Annotated in this window: 19 protein-coding genes; 10 read left to right on the top strand and 9 right to left on the bottom strand. The window is 70.6% G+C overall.

The features are described 5' to 3' along the window. Window positions 1–21 precede the first annotated feature (21 nt). Both ACODSY_RS17330 and ACODSY_RS17335 read left to right on the top strand, forming a co-directional pair. On the top strand, window positions 22–1,032 hold the full coding sequence (locus tag ACODSY_RS17330) for a metallophosphoesterase family protein (protein WP_488953031.1): 1,011 nt from the start codon (window positions 22–24) through the stop codon (window positions 1,030–1,032). Then, window positions 1,029–1,673, top strand: coding sequence for a GNAT family N-acetyltransferase (locus ACODSY_RS17335; protein ID WP_488953032.1), 645 nt, complete (start codon window positions 1,029–1,031; stop codon window positions 1,671–1,673). The genes ACODSY_RS17330 and ACODSY_RS17335 overlap by 4 nt, the downstream gene beginning before the upstream one ends. Here the strand turns inward: ACODSY_RS17335 and ACODSY_RS17340 are convergent. The 4 genes from ACODSY_RS17340 to ACODSY_RS17355 are packed head-to-tail and all read right to left on the bottom strand — an operon-like array spanning window position 1,630 to window position 4,747. Then, window positions 1,630–2,328, bottom strand: a complete 699-nt coding sequence (locus ACODSY_RS17340; RefSeq protein WP_488953033.1) for a TorF family putative porin — start codon at window positions 2,326–2,328, stop codon at window positions 1,630–1,632. The two genes, ACODSY_RS17335 and ACODSY_RS17340, sit on opposite strands and share 44 nt — an antisense overlap. After that, entirely contained in the window at window positions 2,325–3,524 is a 1,200-nt protein-coding gene (locus tag ACODSY_RS17345; protein WP_488953034.1) for a S8 family peptidase, read from the bottom strand. Before ACODSY_RS17345 ends, ACODSY_RS17340 begins: the two co-directional genes overlap by 4 nt. Then, a complete protein-coding gene (locus ACODSY_RS17350) occupies window positions 3,524–4,117 on the bottom strand; it encodes a zf-HC2 domain-containing protein (RefSeq protein ID WP_488953035.1) in 594 nt (197 codons plus the stop codon). Before ACODSY_RS17350 ends, ACODSY_RS17345 begins: the two co-directional genes overlap by 1 nt. 24 nt (window positions 4,118–4,141) lie before the next feature. After that, window positions 4,142–4,747: an RNA polymerase sigma factor gene (locus ACODSY_RS17355; RefSeq protein WP_488953036.1), complete on the bottom strand. Its 606-nt coding sequence runs from the start codon at window positions 4,745–4,747 to the stop codon at window positions 4,142–4,144. Window positions 4,748–4,913: 166 nt separating this feature from the next. Here ACODSY_RS17355 and ACODSY_RS17360 point away from each other — a divergent pair, with 166 nt between their 5' ends. Beyond that, window positions 4,914–5,609: a PEPxxWA-CTERM sorting domain-containing protein gene (locus ACODSY_RS17360; RefSeq protein ID WP_488953037.1), complete on the top strand. Its 696-nt coding sequence runs from the start codon at window positions 4,914–4,916 to the stop codon at window positions 5,607–5,609. Window position 5,610: 1 nt separating this feature from the next. Here the strand turns inward: ACODSY_RS17360 and pdeM are convergent, their stop codons facing one another. Both pdeM and ACODSY_RS17370 read right to left on the bottom strand, forming a co-directional pair. Next, window positions 5,611–6,330, bottom strand: coding sequence for a ligase-associated DNA damage response endonuclease PdeM (pdeM, locus tag ACODSY_RS17365; protein ID WP_488953038.1), 720 nt, complete (start codon window positions 6,328–6,330; stop codon window positions 5,611–5,613). A 5-nt stretch (window positions 6,331–6,335) separates the two neighbouring features. Then, window positions 6,336–8,924: a ligase-associated DNA damage response DEXH box helicase gene (locus ACODSY_RS17370; protein WP_488953039.1), complete on the bottom strand. Its 2,589-nt coding sequence runs from the start codon at window positions 8,922–8,924 to the stop codon at window positions 6,336–6,338. Window positions 8,925–9,015: 91 nt separating this feature from the next. Between ACODSY_RS17370 and ACODSY_RS17375 the strand changes: the two genes are divergently transcribed. The 4 genes from ACODSY_RS17375 to ACODSY_RS17390 all read left to right on the top strand — a co-directional run bounded on the left by ACODSY_RS17375 (window position 9,016) and on the right by ACODSY_RS17390 (window position 13,877). After that, window positions 9,016–9,735, top strand: coding sequence for a class I SAM-dependent methyltransferase (locus ACODSY_RS17375; RefSeq protein ID WP_488953041.1), 720 nt, complete (start codon window positions 9,016–9,018; stop codon window positions 9,733–9,735). Between the two features lie 4 nt (window positions 9,736–9,739). After that, window positions 9,740–11,035: a C69 family dipeptidase gene (locus ACODSY_RS17380; RefSeq protein ID WP_488953043.1), complete on the top strand. Its 1,296-nt coding sequence runs from the start codon at window positions 9,740–9,742 to the stop codon at window positions 11,033–11,035. A 75-nt stretch (window positions 11,036–11,110) separates the two neighbouring features. Next, entirely contained in the window at window positions 11,111–11,980 is an 870-nt protein-coding gene (locus ACODSY_RS17385) for a PEPxxWA-CTERM sorting domain-containing protein (protein ID WP_488953044.1), read from the top strand. 73 nt (window positions 11,981–12,053) lie between these two features. Beyond that, window positions 12,054–13,877 (top strand): DUF885 domain-containing protein, encoded by a 1,824-nt coding sequence (locus tag ACODSY_RS17390; protein WP_488953046.1) that lies wholly within the window; start codon window positions 12,054–12,056, stop codon window positions 13,875–13,877. A 2-nt stretch (window positions 13,878–13,879) separates the two neighbouring features. Here ACODSY_RS17390 and pdxR read toward each other — a convergent pair whose 3' ends face one another. After that, on the bottom strand, window positions 13,880–15,232 hold the full coding sequence (pdxR, locus tag ACODSY_RS17395) for a MocR-like pyridoxine biosynthesis transcription factor PdxR (RefSeq protein ID WP_488953047.1): 1,353 nt from the start codon (window positions 15,230–15,232) through the stop codon (window positions 13,880–13,882). A gap of 124 nt (window positions 15,233–15,356) precedes the next feature. Here pdxR and ACODSY_RS17400 point away from each other — a divergent pair, with 124 nt between their 5' ends. Beyond that, on the top strand, window positions 15,357–15,935 hold the full coding sequence (locus ACODSY_RS17400) for a DUF1579 domain-containing protein (RefSeq protein ID WP_488953048.1): 579 nt from the start codon (window positions 15,357–15,359) through the stop codon (window positions 15,933–15,935). Then, a complete protein-coding gene (locus tag ACODSY_RS17405; protein ID WP_488953049.1) occupies window positions 15,932–16,375 on the top strand; it encodes a GNAT family N-acetyltransferase in 444 nt (147 codons plus the stop codon). Before ACODSY_RS17400 ends, ACODSY_RS17405 begins: the two co-directional genes overlap by 4 nt. A gap of 6 nt (window positions 16,376–16,381) precedes the next feature. On the opposite strand, the gene ACODSY_RS17410 is transcribed toward ACODSY_RS17405, so the two are convergent. Then, window positions 16,382–18,190, bottom strand: a complete 1,809-nt coding sequence (locus tag ACODSY_RS17410; protein ID WP_488953050.1) for a bifunctional helix-turn-helix transcriptional regulator/alpha/beta hydrolase — start codon at window positions 18,188–18,190, stop codon at window positions 16,382–16,384. Window positions 18,191–18,394: 204 nt separating this feature from the next. Between ACODSY_RS17410 and ACODSY_RS17415 the strand changes: the two genes are divergently transcribed. After that, entirely contained in the window at window positions 18,395–19,171 is a 777-nt protein-coding gene (locus ACODSY_RS17415) for a PEPxxWA-CTERM sorting domain-containing protein (RefSeq protein WP_488953051.1), read from the top strand. A gap of 55 nt (window positions 19,172–19,226) precedes the next feature. Here the strand turns inward: ACODSY_RS17415 and ACODSY_RS17420 are convergent, their stop codons facing one another. After that, window positions 19,227–20,498: a cytochrome P450 gene (locus ACODSY_RS17420; RefSeq protein WP_488953052.1), complete on the bottom strand. Its 1,272-nt coding sequence runs from the start codon at window positions 20,496–20,498 to the stop codon at window positions 19,227–19,229. Between the last annotated feature and the right edge of the window lie 71 nt (window positions 20,499–20,569).

The following is a 20,569-nucleotide window of genomic DNA, read 5'->3' on the forward strand; positions in this document are numbered from 1 at the left end:
CGGCTGCGGAGGGAGGGCGCGATGCGGCGATGGATCCTGGGCTTGGCGGCCGCGCTGGCCGCCCTTGTCCCCGCGATGGCGGCCGACTTCGCGCCCGCGCCGATGAACGACGTCACCCCGTGGACGCACACGCGCTTCGACGACGCGCCGGGGGACTTCGCGTTCGCCGTCGTGACCGACCTGGAAAGCGGCTATCGCACCGGCGTCTTCGACGTGGCCGTGGCGGACCTGAAGCTGCTGCGTCCCGCCTTCGTCATGACCGTCGGAGACCAGATCGACGGCGGGACGGAGGATGAGGCGAAGCTCGAAAGGGAATGGACCGAGTTCGACGCGCGGCTCGCCAGCCTGACGGCGCCCTACTTCCACGTGGGCGGCAACCACGACCTGACCAACCTCACCCAGCGCAAGGTCTGGGAGCGCCGGTACGGCGCCCGCTACTATCACTTCAGCTACAAGGGGGTGCTGTTCCTGGTGCTCGACACCGAGGACTACACACCCGCCCGCTTCGCCGAGATCTACCGCATGCGCGCCGACTACCTGGTCGCCCGGGAGACAGACCCCGCGAAGGCTCGGACTCTACCTTACGCCTCGCTGATGGAGGCGAAGGTAGGCGAGGTGGGCGAGGCCCAGAGCGCCTATTTCGAGAAGGTCATCGCCAAAAACCCCAAGGCGCGGCACGTCGTTCTGCTCATGCACAAGCCAGCGTGGCGCCGCGCGGGGACGGGCGGACTCGCCCGCATCGAGGCCGCGCTGAAGGGCCGTCCTTATACCGTGCTGAACGGCCATCTGCACCGCTATGGTCACGAGGCGAAGGAGGGCCACGATTACATCACCCTGGGCACCACCGGGGGGGAGTGGGCCGACAACCACACACCTGGGGCCTTCGACCACATCATGTGGGTGACGGTCACGAAGGATGGTCTATCCATCGCCAACCTCCGGCTCGACGGCGTGCTGGACAAGACCGGCCGGATTCCGGCAGGCGGCGACAAGCTGTGCCTCAGCCTGCATGGTCCCAATTGTCCGAAATGAGTTCGCGCATGCTGTCCGATGGCTACCACGACGTCGACCCGACCAAGATCGTCACGGTCGAGACCTCGCTGCAGATGTTCGCGCGGCCGGCGCGCCGGCCGGTCCCGGCCACGCCACCGTTCCGGCTTGTGCAGCTCGAGAACGTCGCCGCCGCCGAGTACCTCGACCTCTATCGCGCGGTGGGCCGTGACTGGCTGTGGTTCATGCGCCTGGCCCTCAGCGAGGCCGACCTCCTGAAGATCGTCCGGGACCCAAAGGTCGAAGTCTACAGGCTGGAGGGCGAGGGGGGCGTCGGCATCCTCGAACTCGACTTCCGCGAGGAGGGCGAGTGCGAACTGGCCTTCTTCGGCGTCTCGCCCGGCCTCGTCGGCACGGGCGCGGGGCGCTGGCTGATGGACCAGGCCATCGAACTCGCCTGGTCGCGACCGATCCGCCGCTTCTGGGTCCACACCTGCACCCTCGACCACCAAGGCGCCGTGGCCTTCTACATGCGCTCGGGCTTCGTCCCCTTCCGCCGCAAGGTCGAGATCACCGACGACCCCCGCCATCTGGGCCGCTCGCCTAAGGACACCGCCCCGCACTTCCCCTTCATCGAGGCTAGAAGAACACCGCCAGCCCGGCCACCAGCGCGGGCCGGGTGAACGACGTGTGCGGGTCCGGGCGCGGCGTGGCGCCGACGAAGGTCAGCGAGGCCTCGGCCCGGCCGAGCTCGCGCACCACGCCCAGCGCCACGTCGTAGCGGCTGCGTTCGGCGACCCGGCCGCCCAGCCGGCGCAGCGCGCCCACATGCCCGGTAAGTCGCCAGCGGTCGGCGGGCCGTAGCGCTGCGTTCAGCTCGGCGTACGCGCTTGTCACGCCATGCCGCGGGTAGTCCGGCGCCAGCGAGACCCGTCCGCTGACCGGCCCGTGGGACAACCCCGCATAAGCCTCGGTGTAGTCGATGGAATACTCCCGGTCGAAGTAAGGCCGGTACTCCACGCGGTTCACCCCCAGGTCCCAGCCCGGCCCGCCCGCGAACTGCCCCGCGATGCCGGCATAGGCTTGGTAGCCGAGCAGCCGAGCCCCGCGCACGGCTGGATCGTGGCCGATTAGGGTCCCGCCCACGTAGGCGCCGCTGGCATGGTCGTAGTTGGCCGAGACGGTCGCGACGCCGCGCCCGTCGGTCAGGGAGAAGCCGCGCAGGCGGTAGTCGCTGGCAAGGCCGACGGCGCCGCTGAGCTGCGCCATGGCCACGCCGGGGGCGAGCCCGCTCACGGCGACGGCCAGGGTCAGGCTGAGGGCGCGGCCGAGCCTCACCGGGCGGGCGGCGCCGCGCGGGCGGCCAGGGGGACCCGCCCGCCACAAGCCTTCAGCGTCGCGCACGCGTCCACCGCGCCGCCGGCGCCCGCCAGCAGCGTCGCGGGCCGCCCGCGTGGGCTGCGCTCGCGCAACAGGGCGTAGAGCCCGCTCACATGGGCCGCAGCGTACGAGCTGCCGCTGACCAGGCCGAAGCCGCCGCCGGGCTCGGTGGTGGGGATGTCGCGTCCCGGCGCGGCGAAGGTCCCGGGCGCGCCGCCGGGCAGGGCGGCCACCGCCACCACGCCCCGATGCGAGGCGGGGAAGCCGCCGCCCGGAAGCGCGGGATCGACCGCGGCCACCACCGCCGTCCCGCGCGCCGTCGCCACGTCGATCAGCCGCCCGAGCAGCAGGTTCCGCGGCCCGCCCAGGCTCATGTTGATCACCTTGGCGTTGCGCTCGATAGCGAAGCTCAGCGCCTTGGCGAGGCTCAGCGTGTCGCAGATCGTGTCGGCGGCCGTCTTCTGCCAGCAGGCGCGGAGCGCCATCAGCCGAGCACCCGGCGCGATGCCGGCCACGCCCAGCCGGTTGTCCGCCAGGGCAGCGATCACGCCCGCGACGCCGGTGCCGTGCGCCTCTGCCGTCGCTGGATGGCCGATGGTGAAGTCTTCGCGCACCGCCACCTGGCCCGCCAGATCGGGATGCCGCGGGTCCACCGCGCTGTCGATCACTGCCACCCGCACGCCCCGCCCGGTGGCCGCCCCGCGCAGCTCGGCCAGCTTCCAGGCGCTCGCCGCCGGCTGCAGCGGGAACAGCGGATCGTTCGGCGCCGCCAGGCCGCGATAGCTCTGCATCGGTTCGGACCATTCCACGGCACGGTCGCGCGCCAGTTCGGCGGCCACTGCCGCGGCGCTGCGCCCCTCGGGCGCCTCCAGCACGAAACAGTCCATGCCGATCAGCGGCATCGGCCAGTCCGTGACCCGCGACAGGCCATGCTCGCGCGCCAGCCGGTCGGCCGTCCGTTGGCGCGCCGTCCGCGCCGCGCCGTCGCCATAGCCGCCGGAGTAGGCCGCGCCCGGCCGGAAGTGGTCGGGCGCCATCCGAAGCATCACCAGCACCTGCCGTTCGGTCGCCTCGGAGGCCGCGGCCCACGCCGCGCCGGCGCAGGCCAGCCAAGCCGCCAGCACGGCGAGCAGCAGTCGCCGCCAACGGGTCATCAGCGTCGGCCGATCGGCTCGGCGACCACCACGGCCCGGTCTGCTCTGAGCGCCGCCAGAGCCGCCGCGCGCCGCGCCGGAGTGACGTGCAGCACATAGCCGTTGGCCGCCGTGGGCCCATCGACCAGTCGCGCGCCGCTTACTTTCAGGATCCCGCGCATCCGCTGTTCCGTGGTCTCGGGCAGGAAGACCACCACGATATTTCCCGCCGCGGCGGGGGCCGCCGGCGCCTCGCCCAGCGCACGATACTCCGCCGGATCGCGTTGCGGCAGCCAGGCGGCGCCGGCCGTCACCGCCAGCGCCGCCGCCACGCCCCAGCCCGCCCATGCGGACGCGCTGCGGGTCCGGGACCTGTCCTTTTCGGGCGTGTCCTCGTTCGCCAGCCGGGTCCGCATTTCGGCCCAGCCCCGTTCGACGTCCAGCGGCAGCCGCGCCACCTCGGCCTCCAGCCGCGCCTCAGTCGCCGCCTCCGCCCGGCACTCGGCGCAGGCCACAAGATGGGCCTCCACGCGCTCACACTCGGCGGCCTCCAGTCGCCCGGTCACGTACCAGGGCAAGAGCTCCTGGACGCTCCGATGTCCGTCACTGTCCAAACGGAACCCCCCGTTCCATCGCCGTCACCATGTCTCCCCTTCCAGCCGTCCCGCCAGCATGGCCTTCAGGTAGCGCCGCGCGTGCAGCATCCGCGACTTCACCGTGCCCACCGGACAATCCAGGATCTCGGCGATCTCGGCATAGCCGGCCTCGTGGAAATAGGTCAGGTCCACCACCGCCCGGTGCTCGGCCGAGAGCTGGCTCATGGCGCTCCAGAGGATCGCCTGGGTCTGCCGTCGACTGACCTCCTGCTCGGGGCCGGGCGCCAGGCTGGGGCGATCCTCGGCGTCCTTGTCCTCCATCGGCTCGTCGTGCCGCGACCGGGCCTTCAGCGCCGTGCGGTAGGCGATGGCAAAGATCCAGGTCGAGACCTTGCTGGTCCCGTTGTAGGCCTCGGGCTTGCGCCACACGACCATCAGCGTGTCGTTGAGGGCCTCCTCCACCAGGTGCGGGCGTCGAAGGATGTTGGACAGGAACCGCGTCAGCCGCGGGTGATAGATCCGATACAGCTGCTCGAACGCCCGCAGGTCGCGCGTCGCGATCCGGTCGAGCAGGCGCGCCTCGTCCAGCGCCAGCGGGATGGCCGCTCCGCCGCGCTCACCGTTCGCCTGGCCGCCCGTCTCGAGCATGAGCCTCCTTCGCACTCGACCGGTCTATGCCCCTGGCGGCGCGATCGGTTCAAAGCGTGGCGCGCATCCCGCCAGCATGAACCTTTTCGGTAGGGCCCGGCATCAATTCTCGGCGCGACCGGAGAGGCCGGCTCGCCCAAGCACTCCACCGTGCCAGGAGCCCCCGATGCGTTCCGTCCTGCTTGTCGCTACAGCCGTGCTCGCCCTCGCCGCCGGCCAGGCGCACGCCACTGCCATCGTCGATCCCGCGGGCGACTTCCTGCCCAGCTTCGTGGGGGCGCATGACGCCGACCTCGACGTCCTCGCCTTCTCGGTCGCCTACGACGATGTCGCCCAGGCGTTCAACTTTCACGCCACCCTGGCCGGCGAGATCGATCCGGCGCGCGCAGGCGTCTACGTCATCGGCGCCAACACCGGCACGGGGACCATCCAGCCCTTCGCCGGCATCGGCGCGCATAATGTGATCTTCAACCAGGCGATTGTGGTGCAGAAATCCGGCGCGGCGGCGGTCAGCGGCAACAACATGAGCGCCACCATCTCGGGAGCCAGCTTCAGCTTGGTGGTGCCCTTGGCGTTCCTGCCCTCTACGGGCTTCGCGCCCACCGAGTACGGGTTCAACCTCTGGCCGCGGAATGGCGTAGGGAACAACAACCAGATCAGCGACTTCGCCCCCGACAACGCGAACATCACGGGCGTGCCCGAGCCCGGCGCCTGGGCGCTGATGATCCTAGGCTTCACCGCCGCCGGCGCGGGCCTGCGCCGCCGTCGCCGCGTGTGGGTCGCTAGTCCCGTCTGGCGATCCCACGGCCGCCCGACCGCCCCGCTAAAATCCCCCGGCGAGCGCGGTCGGGCGGGACCGTGAACTAATCCCCCACCAGCTGCCGCCAGCCGACGGCACGGACGCGTTCAGCGCCCAGTGCGCCGGCCAGCGGCGGCCGCATGAACATCCCGGCGAAGGCGGCGTCGCGCACATTGAGCCCGCCCGCGTAGGCTCCGAACGCCGGCAGGATCACCCGCTCGCCGTCGGTCACGAAGCAGCGCCGCCGCACCGTGCCGCGCGGCGCCTTCACCTTGGCGGCCGGGTGCAGGTGGCCAGCCACCTCGCCGGGCTGGGCGCCGGCCTGCGGCTCGTGGCGCAGGATCAGCGCCGCCACGGCGATCTCGTCCGCTGTCTCGCCCGGCAGCGCCTGCGGCCCGTCGGCGTCGTGGTTGCCCACCACCCAGACCAGCCGCCGACCCACGGCGAGCGCCCGGAGGCGATCGGCGTCGTCAGCCGCCAGCCGGCCTTCCGACTTCCGGTCGTGGAAGGTGTCGCCCAGCAGCACGACCGCCGCGGGCGCCAGCGCCGCCACCTCGGCCTCCAGCCGCCTCAGCGTCTCGCGTGTGTCGTACGGCGGCAGCATCTGGCCGCGGGCGGCGTAGCTCGACCCCTTCTCCAGGTGCAGGTCGGCCACGATCAGCATCCGCTCGCCCGCCAGCCACAGAGCGCCCGAGCAGCGGAACGTCACCTCGACCCCGCGCACCCGCGTCGCCAGGCCTCCGCAGTCGCTGGCGCCGAACCGGTAGGCAAACGGGAGACTCACGTCGTTCACTGCAGCGCCTCTGCGATCAAATCTTCCTCGGCCTCGGCCAGGATCATCTCGCCGGCTTGGCCGGGCGAGCGCTCCTTACCGATCTCCAGCAGGATCGGCACCGAGAAGGGGCTCAGATGGTCCAGCGGCGCGTGACGGATTCGGCCGCGGATGCGCGCCAGCATGTCGCCCAGCCGCGCCACGTCGATGAGGCCGGTCGCCGCATCGGCGCGCGCACAGCGCAGCAGGAGGTGGTCCGGCTCGTGCCTGCGCAGGACGTCGTAGATCAGGTCGGTCGAGAAGGTGATCTGTCGCCCCGTCTTCTGCTGCTCGCCCGGGAACCGCTTTTCGATCAGCCCGGCGATGATCGCGCAGCCCTTGAAGGCGCGCTTCATCATGAAGCTCTCGTGGAGCCAGGCCTCCAGGTCGTCGCCCAGCATGTCCTCGGCGAACAACTCGTCGAAGTCGAGGCGGTCCAGCGGTTTCAGCGCCCAGATCGCCATGGCGTAGTCGTTGCAGACGAAGCCCAGCGGCCCCACGCCCAGCCGCTCCAGGCGCTTGGTCAGCAGCATGGCCAGCGTCGTGTGCGCGAGCCGACCCTCGAAGGGATAGACCACCATGAAGTTGCGGTTCCCGCGCGGAAAGGTCTCCAGCAGCATCTCGTCCTCGCCGACGATCAGCGACCGGTCCTTCTGCGCCCCCAGCCACTCGCGCACGTCGGTGGGCAGCACGCTCCAGTGGTTCTCGTCGAACATCAGCTCGCGCACGCGCTTGGCGAGATAGGTGGACAGGGCGAACTTCGACCCGCCCCACGACGGCATCTTGGGGTCCTTGTGGTTGGCTGGCCGCACCAGGACGTCCAGGTTGGTCACGCCCACCAGCTCCCAGACCTGGCCCGCGAAGACGAAGGTGTCGCCGGGGTCGAGCATCTCCAGCATGCCCTCCTCGACCTCGCCCACCTTGCGGCCCCCCCGGTTGCCGCGCATGGCGATCCGCACCGACAGCACGGCCGGCGAGACGATGGCCCCCACGTTCAACCGATGCCGCTGCGCCACGTTCTGGTCCCTGACCTTCCAGCGCCCGTCGGGTAGCTGAACGATGCGTCGGAATCGGTCGTACGTCTTGAGCGCGTAGCCGCCGGTCGAGACGAAATCGACCACGGCCTCGAAGTCTTCCCAAGGCAGGTCGCGATAGGGCCCGGCCGAACGCACCTCGTCGTACAGCTGCAGCATGTCGAACGGCTCGGAAACCGCGCAGCCCATGACGTGCTGCGCCAGCACGTCCAGCGCCCCCACCCGCGGTGGGTCGCCGTCCAGCTTGTTCTCGGCGATGGCCTCGCGAGCGGCCTGGCACTCCAACATCTCGAAACGGTTGGCCGGCACGAACAGCGCGCGGCTGGGCTCATCGAGCCGGTGGTTGGCCCGACCGATCCGCTGCACCATCCGCGACGCGCCTTTGGGGCTGGCGAGCTGGATAACCAGATCCACGTCGCCCCAGTCGATCCCCAGGTCCAGGGTGGAGGTGCACACCACGGCCCGCAATTCGCCCCGCGCCATCGCCGCCTCCACCTTGCGCCGCTGCTCGGCCGCGAGGCTGCCGTGGTGCAGAGCGATCGGCAGGCTGTCGTCGTTCAGCCGCCACAGTTCCTGGAACGCGAACTCGGCCTGGAAGCGTGTGTTGACGAACACCAGCGCCGTACGGCTCCGCCGGATGACGTCATAGACCTCCTGCATCGCGTGCTGCGCCGTATGCCCCGACCATGGGACGCGGCCTTCGCTCAGCAGCACGTCCACCACCGGCTCCGCCCCCGCGGGCCCGCGGATCAGGGCGATGCGTTCAGTTCCTCCCCCGCCGGCGGAGGGGGACACCGAAGGGGTGGAGGTGGCTTCCTCCACGACGGCCAGGGAGGAAACCCCCTCCGTCGGCTTCGCCGCCACCTCCCCCTGCGGGGGAGGAACGTGGCTCGCCATCCAATTCTTGATCACCAGCGGGTCGTCGACCGTCGCGCTCAGTCCCACCCGCCGCATGTTCGGCGCCAGCGTCTGCAGCCGCGCCAGGTCCAGGGCCAGCAGGTCGCCGCGCTTGCTCGCATGCAGCGTGTGGATCTCGTCCAGGATCACGCAGCGCAGGTCCTCGAAATAGAGCCGCGCCCCCTCCCAGGCGCACAGCAGCGCCAGCTGCTCGGGCGTGGTCAGCAGGATGTCCGGCGGCTTCACCCGCTGCCGTTGGCGCCGCGCGATGCCGGTGTCGCCCGTGCGGCTCTCGGCCACCACGTTCAGGCCCATTTCCAGGATCGGCGCGTTGAGGTTGCGCTCCACGTCCACCGCCAGGGCCTTCAGCGGGGAAATGTAGATCGTGTGCAGCCCCCTCGGCGTATTGGCCGGCGGCCGCTCGCTGAGCTCGATCAGCGTCGGCAGGAACCCGGCGAGCGTCTTGCCCCCGCCCGTCGGCGCGATCAGCAGCGCGTCGCGGCCCGCGCGACCCTGGGCCACCATCTCCAGCTGATGCGTGCGCGCCGACCACCCGCGCCTGGCGAACCAGGCCCGGAACCGTTCCGGCAACAGGTCGGCGGGGCTTCCCCCAAGGGCCTCGGCGGCGTCGGCCATTCCGACGCCTATAACACGTTCCCGTTCCGTTTCACGTTCCATGATCCTTAGGGGCTGGCGTTCGGCGCGAATTCAGGCTGGAAAGAGGCCGATGCGTTTCAGTCTCGTCTTCCTGGCCTGCGCCGCGCTGGCGGCGTGCTCGCCAACGCCGGCCAGCCGTCCCGCCCAGGCCGCGGCGCGCACGGCCGAAGGCTTCCCGCTGCCGGACCGTTCGGTAGCGGGGATCGTCGCTCCGGAGTGGTCCAGCGGATCCGACCGCGACGCCGCCGACGAGTCGGGTCAACTGATCCGAGGGCTGGAGATCGCGCCCGGCATGAAGGTCGCCGACATCGGCGCAGGCTCGGGCTACCACACCCTTCGCCTCTCGCCGGCTGTCGGGCCGACCGGCATGGTCTACGCCGAGGACATCGTAGAGGCCTATATCTCTGGCCTGCGCCGCGAGGCAGAGCGCCGTAGGCTGACGAACATCCGTATCGTGGTGGGGACGGCCGACGATCCGAAGCTGCCGGCGAAGACCATCGACCGTGCCGTGCTGGTTCACATGTACCACGAGGTCGAGAACCCCTATGCCCTGCTGTGGCATCTGGCCGGTGCGCTGAAGCCGGGCGCCCGGGTCGGCGTGATCGACCTGGACCGCACGTCGTCGTCCCACGGCATGCCGCCGGCGCTGCTGACGTGCGAGTTCGAGGCCGTGGGCTACAAGCAGCTCAGCTCGGGCCCCATGGCCGGCGGCGTCGGCTATCTCGCCATCTTCGAGGCGCCGACGAAGCGTCCCAGGCCCGTCGACATCAAGGCCTGCAAGGCGCGCTAGGGCCGTGTGCGACACCCTCGCCGCGCTCGCGTCGTCGACGGCCAGGGGCGCCGCCCTGTTCGCCAAGAACAGCGACCGCGAGCGCAACGAGGCCCAGGTCCTCGAAGTCCATCCGTCCCGCGAAGGCCTCGCGGGGCGGCCGCTGCGGACCACCTACATCACCATTCCGGACGTCGGACGCACCCACGCCTGCCTGCTCAGCCGGCCCTTCTGGATGTGGGGCGCCGAGATGGGCGCCAACGAGCACGGCGTGGTCATCGGCAACGAGGCCCTGCACGCCAAGACCCCGGCCCAGCGCCGCCGCGCCCTGATCGGTATGGATCTGGTCCGGCTGGGCCTGGAGCGCGGCGCCACCGCGCGCGAGGCGCTGGAGGTCATCGTCGACCTGCTGGAGCGCCACGGCCAGGGCGGCGACTGCGGCCACCTCGGCCGCTTCTACTACAACAACGGCTTCATCATCGCCGACCCGACCGAGGCCTATGTTCTGGAGACCGTCGGCCGCTCCTGGGTCTGGCAGAAGGTGAGAGGACATCGTGCGCTGTCCAACGCCTATTCCATCGGCGCCGACTGCGACGCCCTCAGCCTCGACCTCGACCGCGGCGCGCCCTACGACGTGGCCGCCAGCCTGATCGACGAGGCCCGCGACGCCGTCAGCTTCGGCCGCGGTCGCTGCGCCCGAGGCCAGACGTTGCTCGACCGCGCCGCTCCGGCGCTGACGCCGGGCGCCATGATGGCCGTACTCCGCGACCACGGCGACGATCCTCACTGGACGCCAGCCCGCACGACGAACCGCACGATCTGTATGCACGCCTCAGCGGGCGCGCGGCGCAGCCAGTCCGTCGCGTCGATGGTCAGCGAACTCGCGCCCCGCCGCACGGTCCACTGGGTCACCGGTACGTCGGCGCCCTGCACCGGACTCTTCAAGCCCTTCGTCTTCGGCGCCGCCATCCCGCCCTTCGGCCCTCCGCCGACCGACCGCTGCGACCCGGCGTCGCGTTGGTGGAACCACGAGCGGCTGCACCGCGCGATGCTTGGCGACTTCACGCCCGCCCTGGCCGCCATCGCCACCGAGCGCGACTCCCTGGAGGCGGACTTCCAGGCTCGCGTCGACCGCGCCTTCATGGATGGCGACCTCGACGCCGCAATCCTCGACTGCTGGGCGCAGGGCGACGCCGCCGAGGCGCGCTGGTCGCGCGAACTCGCCCCGCGCCCGCCGACCGAGCCTGCCGCCCATCGTGGAAGCTGGGCGCGGCTGAACAAGGTCGCCGGCCTCAACCACGGGAATCTCCGCGCGCCCTGACCCGCGGCGCGTCGTTCCGGCGCCTTCCCTCTTGCCGACCCGCGTCTGGGCGGCGGTGCAGGAGTGGGGCTAGTCATGAACCTGAAGCTGAAATCCATCGCCGGCGCGCTGTCGCTGATCGCCGCCACCGCCATCGCGGACGCGGCCCAGGCCGGCTACTTCATCACTCCCTATGCCCAGCTGGGCTCGGGGGTGGACAACGGCTATGTCGCCAACGGCGTCACTTCCGGTTCGGCCAACGTGGATAATGGCGGCTTCGCGGAGTCCCACGTCGATCTGACGACGGGCACGATCAAGACCTACCTGGGCTTCTCCGCCGCCGACGTCACCGGCGGGCCGTTCGGCCAGGCGGCGGGCGTATTCGGCGACCGCATCACCTTCTCCGGCCCTGCCGGCAGCTCGATCGGCTTTTCGGTCAATTTCGACGGCCTGATCTATGGCGACGACGATCTGCCCGATGCGGACGAGATCTTCCAGATCGGGCTCATCGCCAACCTGCGGGTCTTCGACGCCGCGGCCGGCGCCACCTCGGCCAATTTCGCGTCCAAGGCGGGCGCGCTGGTGTCCGACACGATCAACCTGGATTTCAGCAATCCAGGAGCCTCGTTCTATCACGAACTCGACGAGACCCTGTCCGGCGACCTGATCACTCTGGGCGGTGTCGGCGCCTACGACGTCTTCGTCAGCTTCTCGATCTTCACCGCCATGAACAATCACCCGGCGACGATCACCATGGACTTCCTCAACACCGCCACCTTCGACATCGCCGCCGACCCGGGCGTCACCTACACCTCCGAAGCCGGCATTCTGGGCGCCGAGATCACGCCCACCGCGGTCCCGGAGCCGGCTGCCTGGGCCTTGATGATCCTGGGTTTCGGCGCGACCGGCGCCATGGTCCGCCGGCGGCGGAGCCGGTTCGCCACAGCCTGGGCTCGCGCCTCATAGATTGAGAATTATTCATTTCGGGCAGCGCGGAGCGGGCCCTAAGCCTCGCGGTCACACAACCTCCGGGGGTTACATGTTCCGCACCGCCTGCTCCGTCCTCGCGCTCAGCGTCGCCCTGGTGGCCGCCGCGCCCGCCTTTGCTCAGGCGGCGGCCGTGCCCGCCACGGCGCCCGCCCAATCGGAGGACGCGCGCCTTGCTGCCTTCTTCCAGGCTTCGTTCCTGGAGAGCGCCCGCCTCAGCCCCGAGACCCTCACCCAGCTCGGCATGAAGGAGCGCTACAACGAGCTGGGCGACTACACCGAGGCCGGCCAGAAGCAGGCCCTGGCCGTGGCCGAGGCCCAACTCTCGCAGATGAAGCGCGACTTCGATCGTTCGAAGCTCTCGCCCGCCTCGCAGCTCTCGTACGACCTCTTCGAGCGCAACGTCGCCACCCAGCGCATGTTCGAGAAGTGGTACTGGCAGAACTACGCGGTCTCCTCGAACGGCAGCGCGCTCGACAACCTGCCGGTCATGCTGATCAACGCCCACAAGGTGGACAGCGCCGCCGACGCCGAGGCCTATGTCGCGCGCCTCAAGGCCGTCGAGCGGGTGGCCAAGGAAGTCTCCGACGACATCGACCAGCGCACGGCCAAGGGCTTCTTGCCGCCGGCCTTCGTGTTTGGCCGGGTCATCCCCGACGCCCAGACCCAGATCAAGGGCGCACCCTTCGACACCGGCGCCGACCACCCGCTATGGGCCGACTTCAAGACCAAGGTCGCTGCGCTCAAGACCGACGACGCCACCAAACAGAAGCTGCTGGCCGCTGGCGAGGCGGCGCTGAAGGGCGAGTTCAAGCGCGGCTATGAGCGCTACATCGTCTCGCTGCAGGGCATGCAGAACAAGGCGACGAAGGTCGACGGGGTCTGGGCCCTGCCCCAGGGCGACGCGTTTTACGCCGACATGGTGGGCTTCTTCACCACCACCAAGCTGACCCCGGATCAGATCCACCAGACGGGCCTCGCCGAGGTCGCCCGCATCCGCGGCGAGATGGAGGTCATCAAGGCCAAGGTTGGCTTCAAGGGCACGCTGGAGGAGTTCTTCCGCTTCGTGCAGACCGACCCCAAGACCCACTACCCCAACACCGACGCCGGCAAGCAGCAGTATCTCGCCGACGCCAAAAAGATCATCGCCGACTACATGGCCGTCGCGAACAAGCAGTTCTCCACCCTGCCGAAACAGGCCCTGGAGGTCCGCGCCGTCGAGCCGTTCCGCGAGAAGACCGCGTCTACGGCCTTCTACAACCAGGGCACGCCCGACGGCTCGCGGCCGGGCATCTTCTACGTGAACCTCAGCGACATGACCCAGGTCCAGAAGGTCCAGCTTCCCGCCATCGCCTACCATGAGGGCGCGCCGGGCCATCACTTCCAGATCGCCCGCAGCCAGGAGCAGACCGACCTGCCGATGTTCCGCCGGCTATCCTACTACGGCGCCTACACCGAGGGCTGGGGCCTCTACGCCGAGAAGCTGGGCAAGGAAGCCGGCTTCTACCAGGACCCTTACGACGACTTCGGACGCCTCAGCCTGGAGATCTGGCGCGCCGCCCGCCTGGTGCTCGACACCGGCATCCACGCCAAGCACTGGAGCCGCGACCAGGCCATCGCCTACATGAAGGCCAACACGCTGAACTCCGACCTCGACACGGCGCGCGAGATCGACCGCTACTTCACCAGCCCCGGCCAGGCGACCAGCTACAAGGTGGGCCAGCTCAAGATCTCGGAACTGCGCGCCAAGGCCGAGAAGGCCATGGGGCCGAAGTTCGACATCAAGGCCTTTCACGAGACCATCCTGGCCGCCGGCGCCCTGCCGCTGGACGTCCTGGAAGGCCGCGTCGACGCCTACATCGCCACGGCGAAATAGGCTCAGCCGATCGCGTCGGTCAGCAGGCTGATCGCAGTCGGGATATCCTCGGCCTCGATCAGCCCGTAGCCCAGGGCGAACCCCTGGGCGGCCGGCCGTTCGGCGGCGAACGGCGCCAGGGTCTCCACTCGCAGGCCCGCCGCCAGCGCCCGCGCCGCGACGGCCGTTGCGTCGCCGTCCTTCAGCAGCGCCGCGACGTGCAGCCCGGCCGAGCTCGGCGTGACCTCCAGCGCCTCGCACCGGTCGAGCGCCGCAAGCATCGCCGCCCGCCGGGCCGCATAGACCTTTCGCATCCGCCGTACACGCCGCGCCAGGTGGCCCTCGGCGATGAAGGCGGCCAGCGCCGCGTGCTCGATCGCCGGGCCGTGCCAGTCGCTCAGCGCCCGCGACTCGGCCAGAGCGTCGCGCAGCGGCGAGGGCGCGACCACGAAGCCGATCCTGAGCGCCGGCAGCAGGCTCTGCGAGAACGTTCCGACATAGGCGACGCGGCCGGCGTCTTCCGCGAACAGCGGCGGCCGCGCCGGCCCCTCGAACCGGAATTCGCCGCCGTAGTCGTCCTCGACCACCAGCGCTCCGGTCCGCCGCGCAAAGTCCAACAGCGCCGCCCGCCGCCGGTCAGACATCGCCACCCCCATGGGGAACTGCTGCGCGGGCGTCACGCAGATCACGGCCGCCTCGGCGGGCAGGGCGCCCACCACCAGGCCCTCGCCGTCGACCGGAACCGCCCGCACCTGCGCGCCGGCCGCGGCGAACGCCGCCCGCGTCGCCGGATAGCCGGGGTCCTCGACGGCGACGACGCGCCCCGCCGCTGTCCGCGCGATCAGGTCGAACGCCTGCTGCGCGCCCACGGTCACCACGATGTCTTCCGCCCCGCAGGCCAGGCCTCGTGCGAACGACAGGTGGCCGGCGATGGCCTCGCGCAGCGCGGGATGTCCCACAGGCTCGCGGTAGCCGGACGGCGCTCGCGAGAACTGGCGCAGCGCCCGGCCGGTCAGCCGCCCCCAGATGTCGAACGGGAAGCTCGTGCTGTCCGGCAGCCCGGGCCGCAGGTCGAACCGTGCCGCGGGCGCCGCCGCTCGCCGCGCCGACGCCGCCGCGCCGCCGCCGGTCACAAAGGCGCCCGCTCCCGGTCGCGTCGTGATCAGACCCTCGCTCAACAGGATGTCGTAGACCCCCGTCACCGTGTTGCGGGACAGGCCCAGGCCGACCGCCAGCGCCCGACTGGCCGGCAGCTGCAGCCCCGCCGCCAGCCGCCCGTCAAGGATCGCCGCGCGCAGCTGAGCGTGCAGCTCGCGCCGCACATGTCGCGAACCCGGCTCCGGCAGTTTCAGCCCCAGCTCGAGGACGGCGCTCATCGCCCTGTTGTGCGCGAGCCTGGGGGCGGCCTCAAGGGCGCGTCCGACAGACCCGAACTGGCGCCCTGAACTTCCCCCGGATTGGCCCTCGTCCGCGCGCGAGTGGGCGGCCAGAACCGCCGTTATGACCCTTGCCGAAACCGACCGCCGCCGGCTGCTCCAACTGGCCCTGCTCGCCGCGCCGACCCTGGCGGCGGTCGCGCCCGCCGCCGCCCAGCCGGCCGTCGCCTCCGGCCTCCACGACTTCGACTTCTTCGTCGGGACCTGGGACGTACACCACCGCCGCCTGCGCAAGCGCCTGGCCGGCAATAGCGACTGGGAAGAGTTCAAGGGGACCACCCGCTGCCAGTCCCTGCTGGGCGGCGTCGTGAATCTCAATGAGAGCAAGGCGGTCCGCGAGACTGGCCCGACCAACGGCATGGGGCTGCGCGTCTACGACGCCAAGTCCGGGCTCTGGGCCGACTGGTACGTCACCGCCGCGGGCGGCCACGCGCTGGGCGATCCGGGGATCGGCCGGTTCCAGGGCAAGGTCGGCGACTTCTTCTCGGACGACACCTTCGAAGGGAAGCCGATCAAAGTCCGCGGTCGCTTCACCTCGATCTCGGACGGTCTCGCCCAGTGGGAGCAGGCCTTCTCGCCCGACGCCGGCCAGACGTGGGAGACCAACTGGGTGATGCGATACGTGCGAACAGCCCGAACGTGATCGTCCGCCCTGCGACCGTCGCCGACCTGCCGGCCCTGGTCCCCCTGTTCGACCGCTACCGTCAGTTCTACGGCCAGCCGGCCGACGCGCCCCGCGCTTACGCCTTCCTGGCTGAGCGCTTCCTTCGGGCGGAGTCGGTGGTGCTGATGGCTTTTGAAGGGGGCGAGGCCGTGGGCTTCACCCAGCTCTACCCGTCGTTCTCGTCGGTCCGCACCGCGCGGCTGGTGATCCTCAACGACCTCTACGTCGATCCCGCCCGCCGCCGCTCAGGCGTGGGCGAAGCCCTGGTCCGGGCCGCCGTCGACCATGCGCGAGGGCAGGGCGTCGCCGGCCTTGTCCTGCAGACCGGAGCGGACAACGCAGCCGCCCAAGCGCTCTACGAACGCCTCGGCTGGACCCGCGAGAGCGGCTTCTACGAATACGGCCTGCGCCTGGCCTGACTACCGTCAGCCGCTCAGCAGCTCGGCCAGCGCGTCGGCGTGGGTGAACTGGGCCAGCACGCCGGCGCCGGCGAGCGTGCGGAACGCCACCTCGGGCAATCCGAGCCATGGCGTATGCGGCGGCTCGGCCCCGAGCGCGGCGGTGTGCGCCACCGCCCACGCACCGCCCGTGACGTCCGGCACGCGCCAGCCGGCGGCGTAGAGCGCGTGTTCGGCGGCATAGCCGGCGCTGGTGTGGGCGAACTGAGCCTGGATGTCGCGAATGAGCTGGGCGCGCACGGCCGGATCCCTCAAGGCGTCGCGGTCCGCGGGTATGGCGCTCAGGGTCTGGTCCAGAGCCGCTGCCAGAAAGTCGCTCCGCGTACGGCGGCGGATCAATTCGCCAAGGCCCTCAATGAGATGCGGCTGGTCGAGGATAAGTCCCGTCATCCGCTTCACCGGTCCGCTGCGGTGACCGGGGGCCAGGCCGCGGGGAGAGCGAGGGTTCATCAGCACGCCGCGCGCCACGCGTCCTGGATGCGCCGCTGCGAACGCCAGAGCCGCGGCCGTCCCGCCGTCCCGCGCGAACAGGGCGATTTCGCGCAGGCCCAGGGCCGTCGCCAGCGCACCCAGGTCGTCGGCCGCCGTGTCCAGATAGTCCCCCATGGCGGGGGACGTCAGGCCGAATCCGGGCCGCTGCGGCACGATCGGCCGCAAACCCAGGGCCTGCAACGCCGCCGCCAGCCGGGGTGGCAGGCTGCGCCCCGCCGTGAAACCGTGGAACACCACCGCCGGTCGTCCGCTCGCCGGGCCATAGTCGAGGAACGCCAGCCGCCGGCCGCCTGGCCTGGGCATCAGCCGCAGCCGCGCCGGAGGTCCGCCCGAGGTGAACACGGGCTCGGCCACCGACACCAGGCCCGAGAGCGCGCAAGTCTCGGCGGCCAGGCGGGCCAGGTCCTTGGCTCGCGCCACCCCGGTCTTCGCCAGCACGGCCTTCGCGTAGGTCCGGACCGTCTCGGGCTGCAGGCCCAGCGTCTCGGCCGCCTCCTTCTGGGAGGCACCGCTCGCAAGCTCCACCGCGACCCCGGCCTCGGCCGCCGTCAGACCGAAGGCTTCGGCCAGTAGTGACGCGTCGGCGCGGAGTTCGTCGTGCACGGCGCTCATCACTTCCGTGAGCCGCCGGACGATTTCGGCCGAGCGGCCGGCGCCCGTCTTCGCCATGATCCGGCCCAACGCGTCGCGCGCCGTGGCCCGTCCAATCCCCGCCTGCGCGGCGGCGATCTCCAGGGTCGGCGCGAACAGGAACGCCTCGGCCAGCCGCGCCTCCAGCGGCGTCAGCCCGAACGCCGACGAGGCCCGTGCGGCCAGGTCGCTCGAGCGCGACGGCGCGAAGACCAGCACCACCACCGCGTCCGGCCTCGACAGAGCCGCCAGCGCCTCCGCAGTGCGGACCCAGCGGGCCGCCGCGGGCCCGCGCGCCAGCCACGCGGGAACCGGAGCCCCGTCCGCGGCTTCGAGCAAGCCCAGCGCCGACCCTTGTCTTCGGGCCCGATCCGCCAGCCGGCGCAGGTCGGGGATGGCGCCGGGATCGGGAAAGGCGGCGGTGAAGGCGGCGTCTGCCTGGGCCACGGCGTTGCGGCCGCTCAGCACCGCGATCGCGACGGCCTCTTCGGGGACCAGCGCGGCCGATCCGAAGCCGGCGTCGGCGTCTCCACCCAGGATCTCGTCCACCACGCGCATCTCATGGCGCGAGGCGCGTCCGTCGCGCCCCCAGGCGTGGCGCAGCAACTGGGCGGGCGAGGCGGGGGGCAGGTCTGTCGGGTCCGGCCGGTTCAACGGAACGCGCTCTGTACTCACCACTGCCCCCGCAGGCGCCTAACGCCCGGGAATTGTTGCGGCTGCATGACTAAGGCGGACCTAACCGACGGCCTTAACGACCGATGAACACCACCAAAAGGGGGCGGCGCGCCGAGCGCCCGCCGGCGTACCCATTCCCCACGAGCGCCGCTCAGGCGCCGCATCAGTAGTGGGGCTTATCAGATGAAGACCTTTGCCTTGGGCGCTGCGGCTTTCGCCTCGGCCACCCTCCTGGCGGGGGCGGCCGGCGCCGTCACCTCGCCCGTGTTCGAGACCAACTACGGGACCGTGCTGGTCTCCGCCGACGATTCCACCGCGTCCGGAACTCTGCCGTTCGCCTTCACCCTCTTCGGCCAGAGCTACACCGGCTTCGAGGTGTCCACGAACGGCTTCGTCAGCTTCGGCAGCGGCAACGGCAACGGCTGCTGCAGCGGCGACGTCGGCGGGTTCCTAAACGGCGCCGCCCGCATCGCCCCCGAGTGGTTCGACATCGTCGGCCCGGCGTACCTGAACACCGACCAGGCCGACCGCGCCGTGTTCACCTGGGTGGGCGGCGAATATGCGGCGGGCGGCAGCTACGCCGCCCAGGCCCAGCTCTTCGCCGACGGCCGGATCATCTTCGGCTACAGCAGCGACAGCGTGCCCGCCGCTCACGTCACGCTGGCGGGCATCAGCGCCGGCGGCGGCGTGGCCGACCCTGGCGCGACCGACCTTTCGGGCGGCCCGTACACCGTCGACAGTCCGCGGGCGATCTACCAGCAGTTCGCGGCCAACAGCTTCGACCTGAACGGCGCCAACGTCTATTTCACGCCCGACGCCCAGGGCGGCTACACGGTCAGCACGTCGGCCGTGGGCGGTGTGCCCGAGCCCGCCACCTGGGCCATGATGCTCGCGGGCTTCTTCGGCGCGGGTTCGATCCTCCGCAGCCGCCGGACGCGTCAGACGCCGCAAAGCGCCTGATGTCAGCGCCGTCGGGGGTCGTACCCGTGCAAGCCCCCGGCGGCGCGCCTTCCTGCTAGTTGCGCTTCGGAATGACGACCGGCAGGGTCTCGTAGCCCTTCACGAAGGTCGAGAACGAGCGCTTGGGTTCGCCCACCACCTTCACTTCCGGGAAGCGCTTCAGGATCTCTTCCCAAATGATCTGCAGCTGCAGTTCGGCCAGCCGGTTGCCGACGCAGCGGTGGATGCCGAAGCCGAACGAGATGTGCTGGCGCGGCCGCTCCCGGTCGATGATGTAGTCGTTGGGCCGCTCGATCACGGTCTCGTCGCGGTTGCCCGAGACGTACCACATGACCACCTTGTCGCCGGCCTTGATGGTCTTGCCCTGGAACTCCACGTCCTCGGTGGCCGTGCGCCGCATGTGGGCCAGTGGCGTCTGCCAGCGGATCGTCTCGCTCACCATCGACGGGATCAGGTCGGGGTTGGCGCGCAGCTTGGCGTATTGGTCGGGGTTCTGGTTCAGCGCCAGGATCGAGCCCGAGATCGTGTTGCGGGTGGTGTCGTTGCCCCCCACGGTCAGCAGCACCACGTTCCCGAAGTACTCGCGGGGCTCCATGGTCCGGGTCGCCGGGTGGTGCGCCAGCATCGAGATCAGGTCGCCGGTCGGCGCGGCATTGACCTTCTCGTTCCACAGCCCCGTGAAATAGGCGTGGTACTCGCCGAAGATCGCCATCTTCTGCTCGATGGATTCGACCAACCCGCCGGGCGTGGGAACGGCCGTCACCACGTCGGACCAGTAGGTGATCTGGCGACGGTCCTTCTGCGGCGCGCCGAACAGCGTCGCCAGCGTCATGGCCGTCAGTTCCTTGGAGACCAGGTCGACCCAGTCGAACTCCTCGCCGATCGGCAGGCCGTCCAGGATCGCTCCGGCGCGCTCGCGGATTTCCGGCGCCATGGCCGCCAGCGCCGGAGGCGCCACCGCGGGGCTCACGGCCTTGCGCTGGATGTCGTGCTTGGGCGGGTCCATGGCGATGAACATCGGCAGCGGGTCCATGTTGGCCTGGCCGCCGGCGATGGTGATCCCGCCCTTCATGAAGTCCGACGAGAACCGATTGTGGTCCGTGTCGATCGCCATGATGTCGTTGTACTTGGTGATCGACCAGTACGGCCCGAATTCGTGCTCTTCGGTGTAGTGCACCGGGTCCTCGGCGCGCAGGCGCTCGAAGTAGGGCCACATGGCGTCGGCCTGGAACAGCTCGGGCCGCGCCGGATTCAGCTTCTCCAGCGGCAGGCTGTAGGCCTCGGCCCGCGCCTGTTCCTTGTTCATCAGCGCATTGCCGTCGGCCATCACGTTCCTCCGTCGTGTTTGCAACAGTGAACGCTGATCAGGTTCGCTTGGCTAGGGCGTTTTGCGCCGAC

Source organism: Phenylobacterium sp. FG114 (assembly GCF_057809855.1).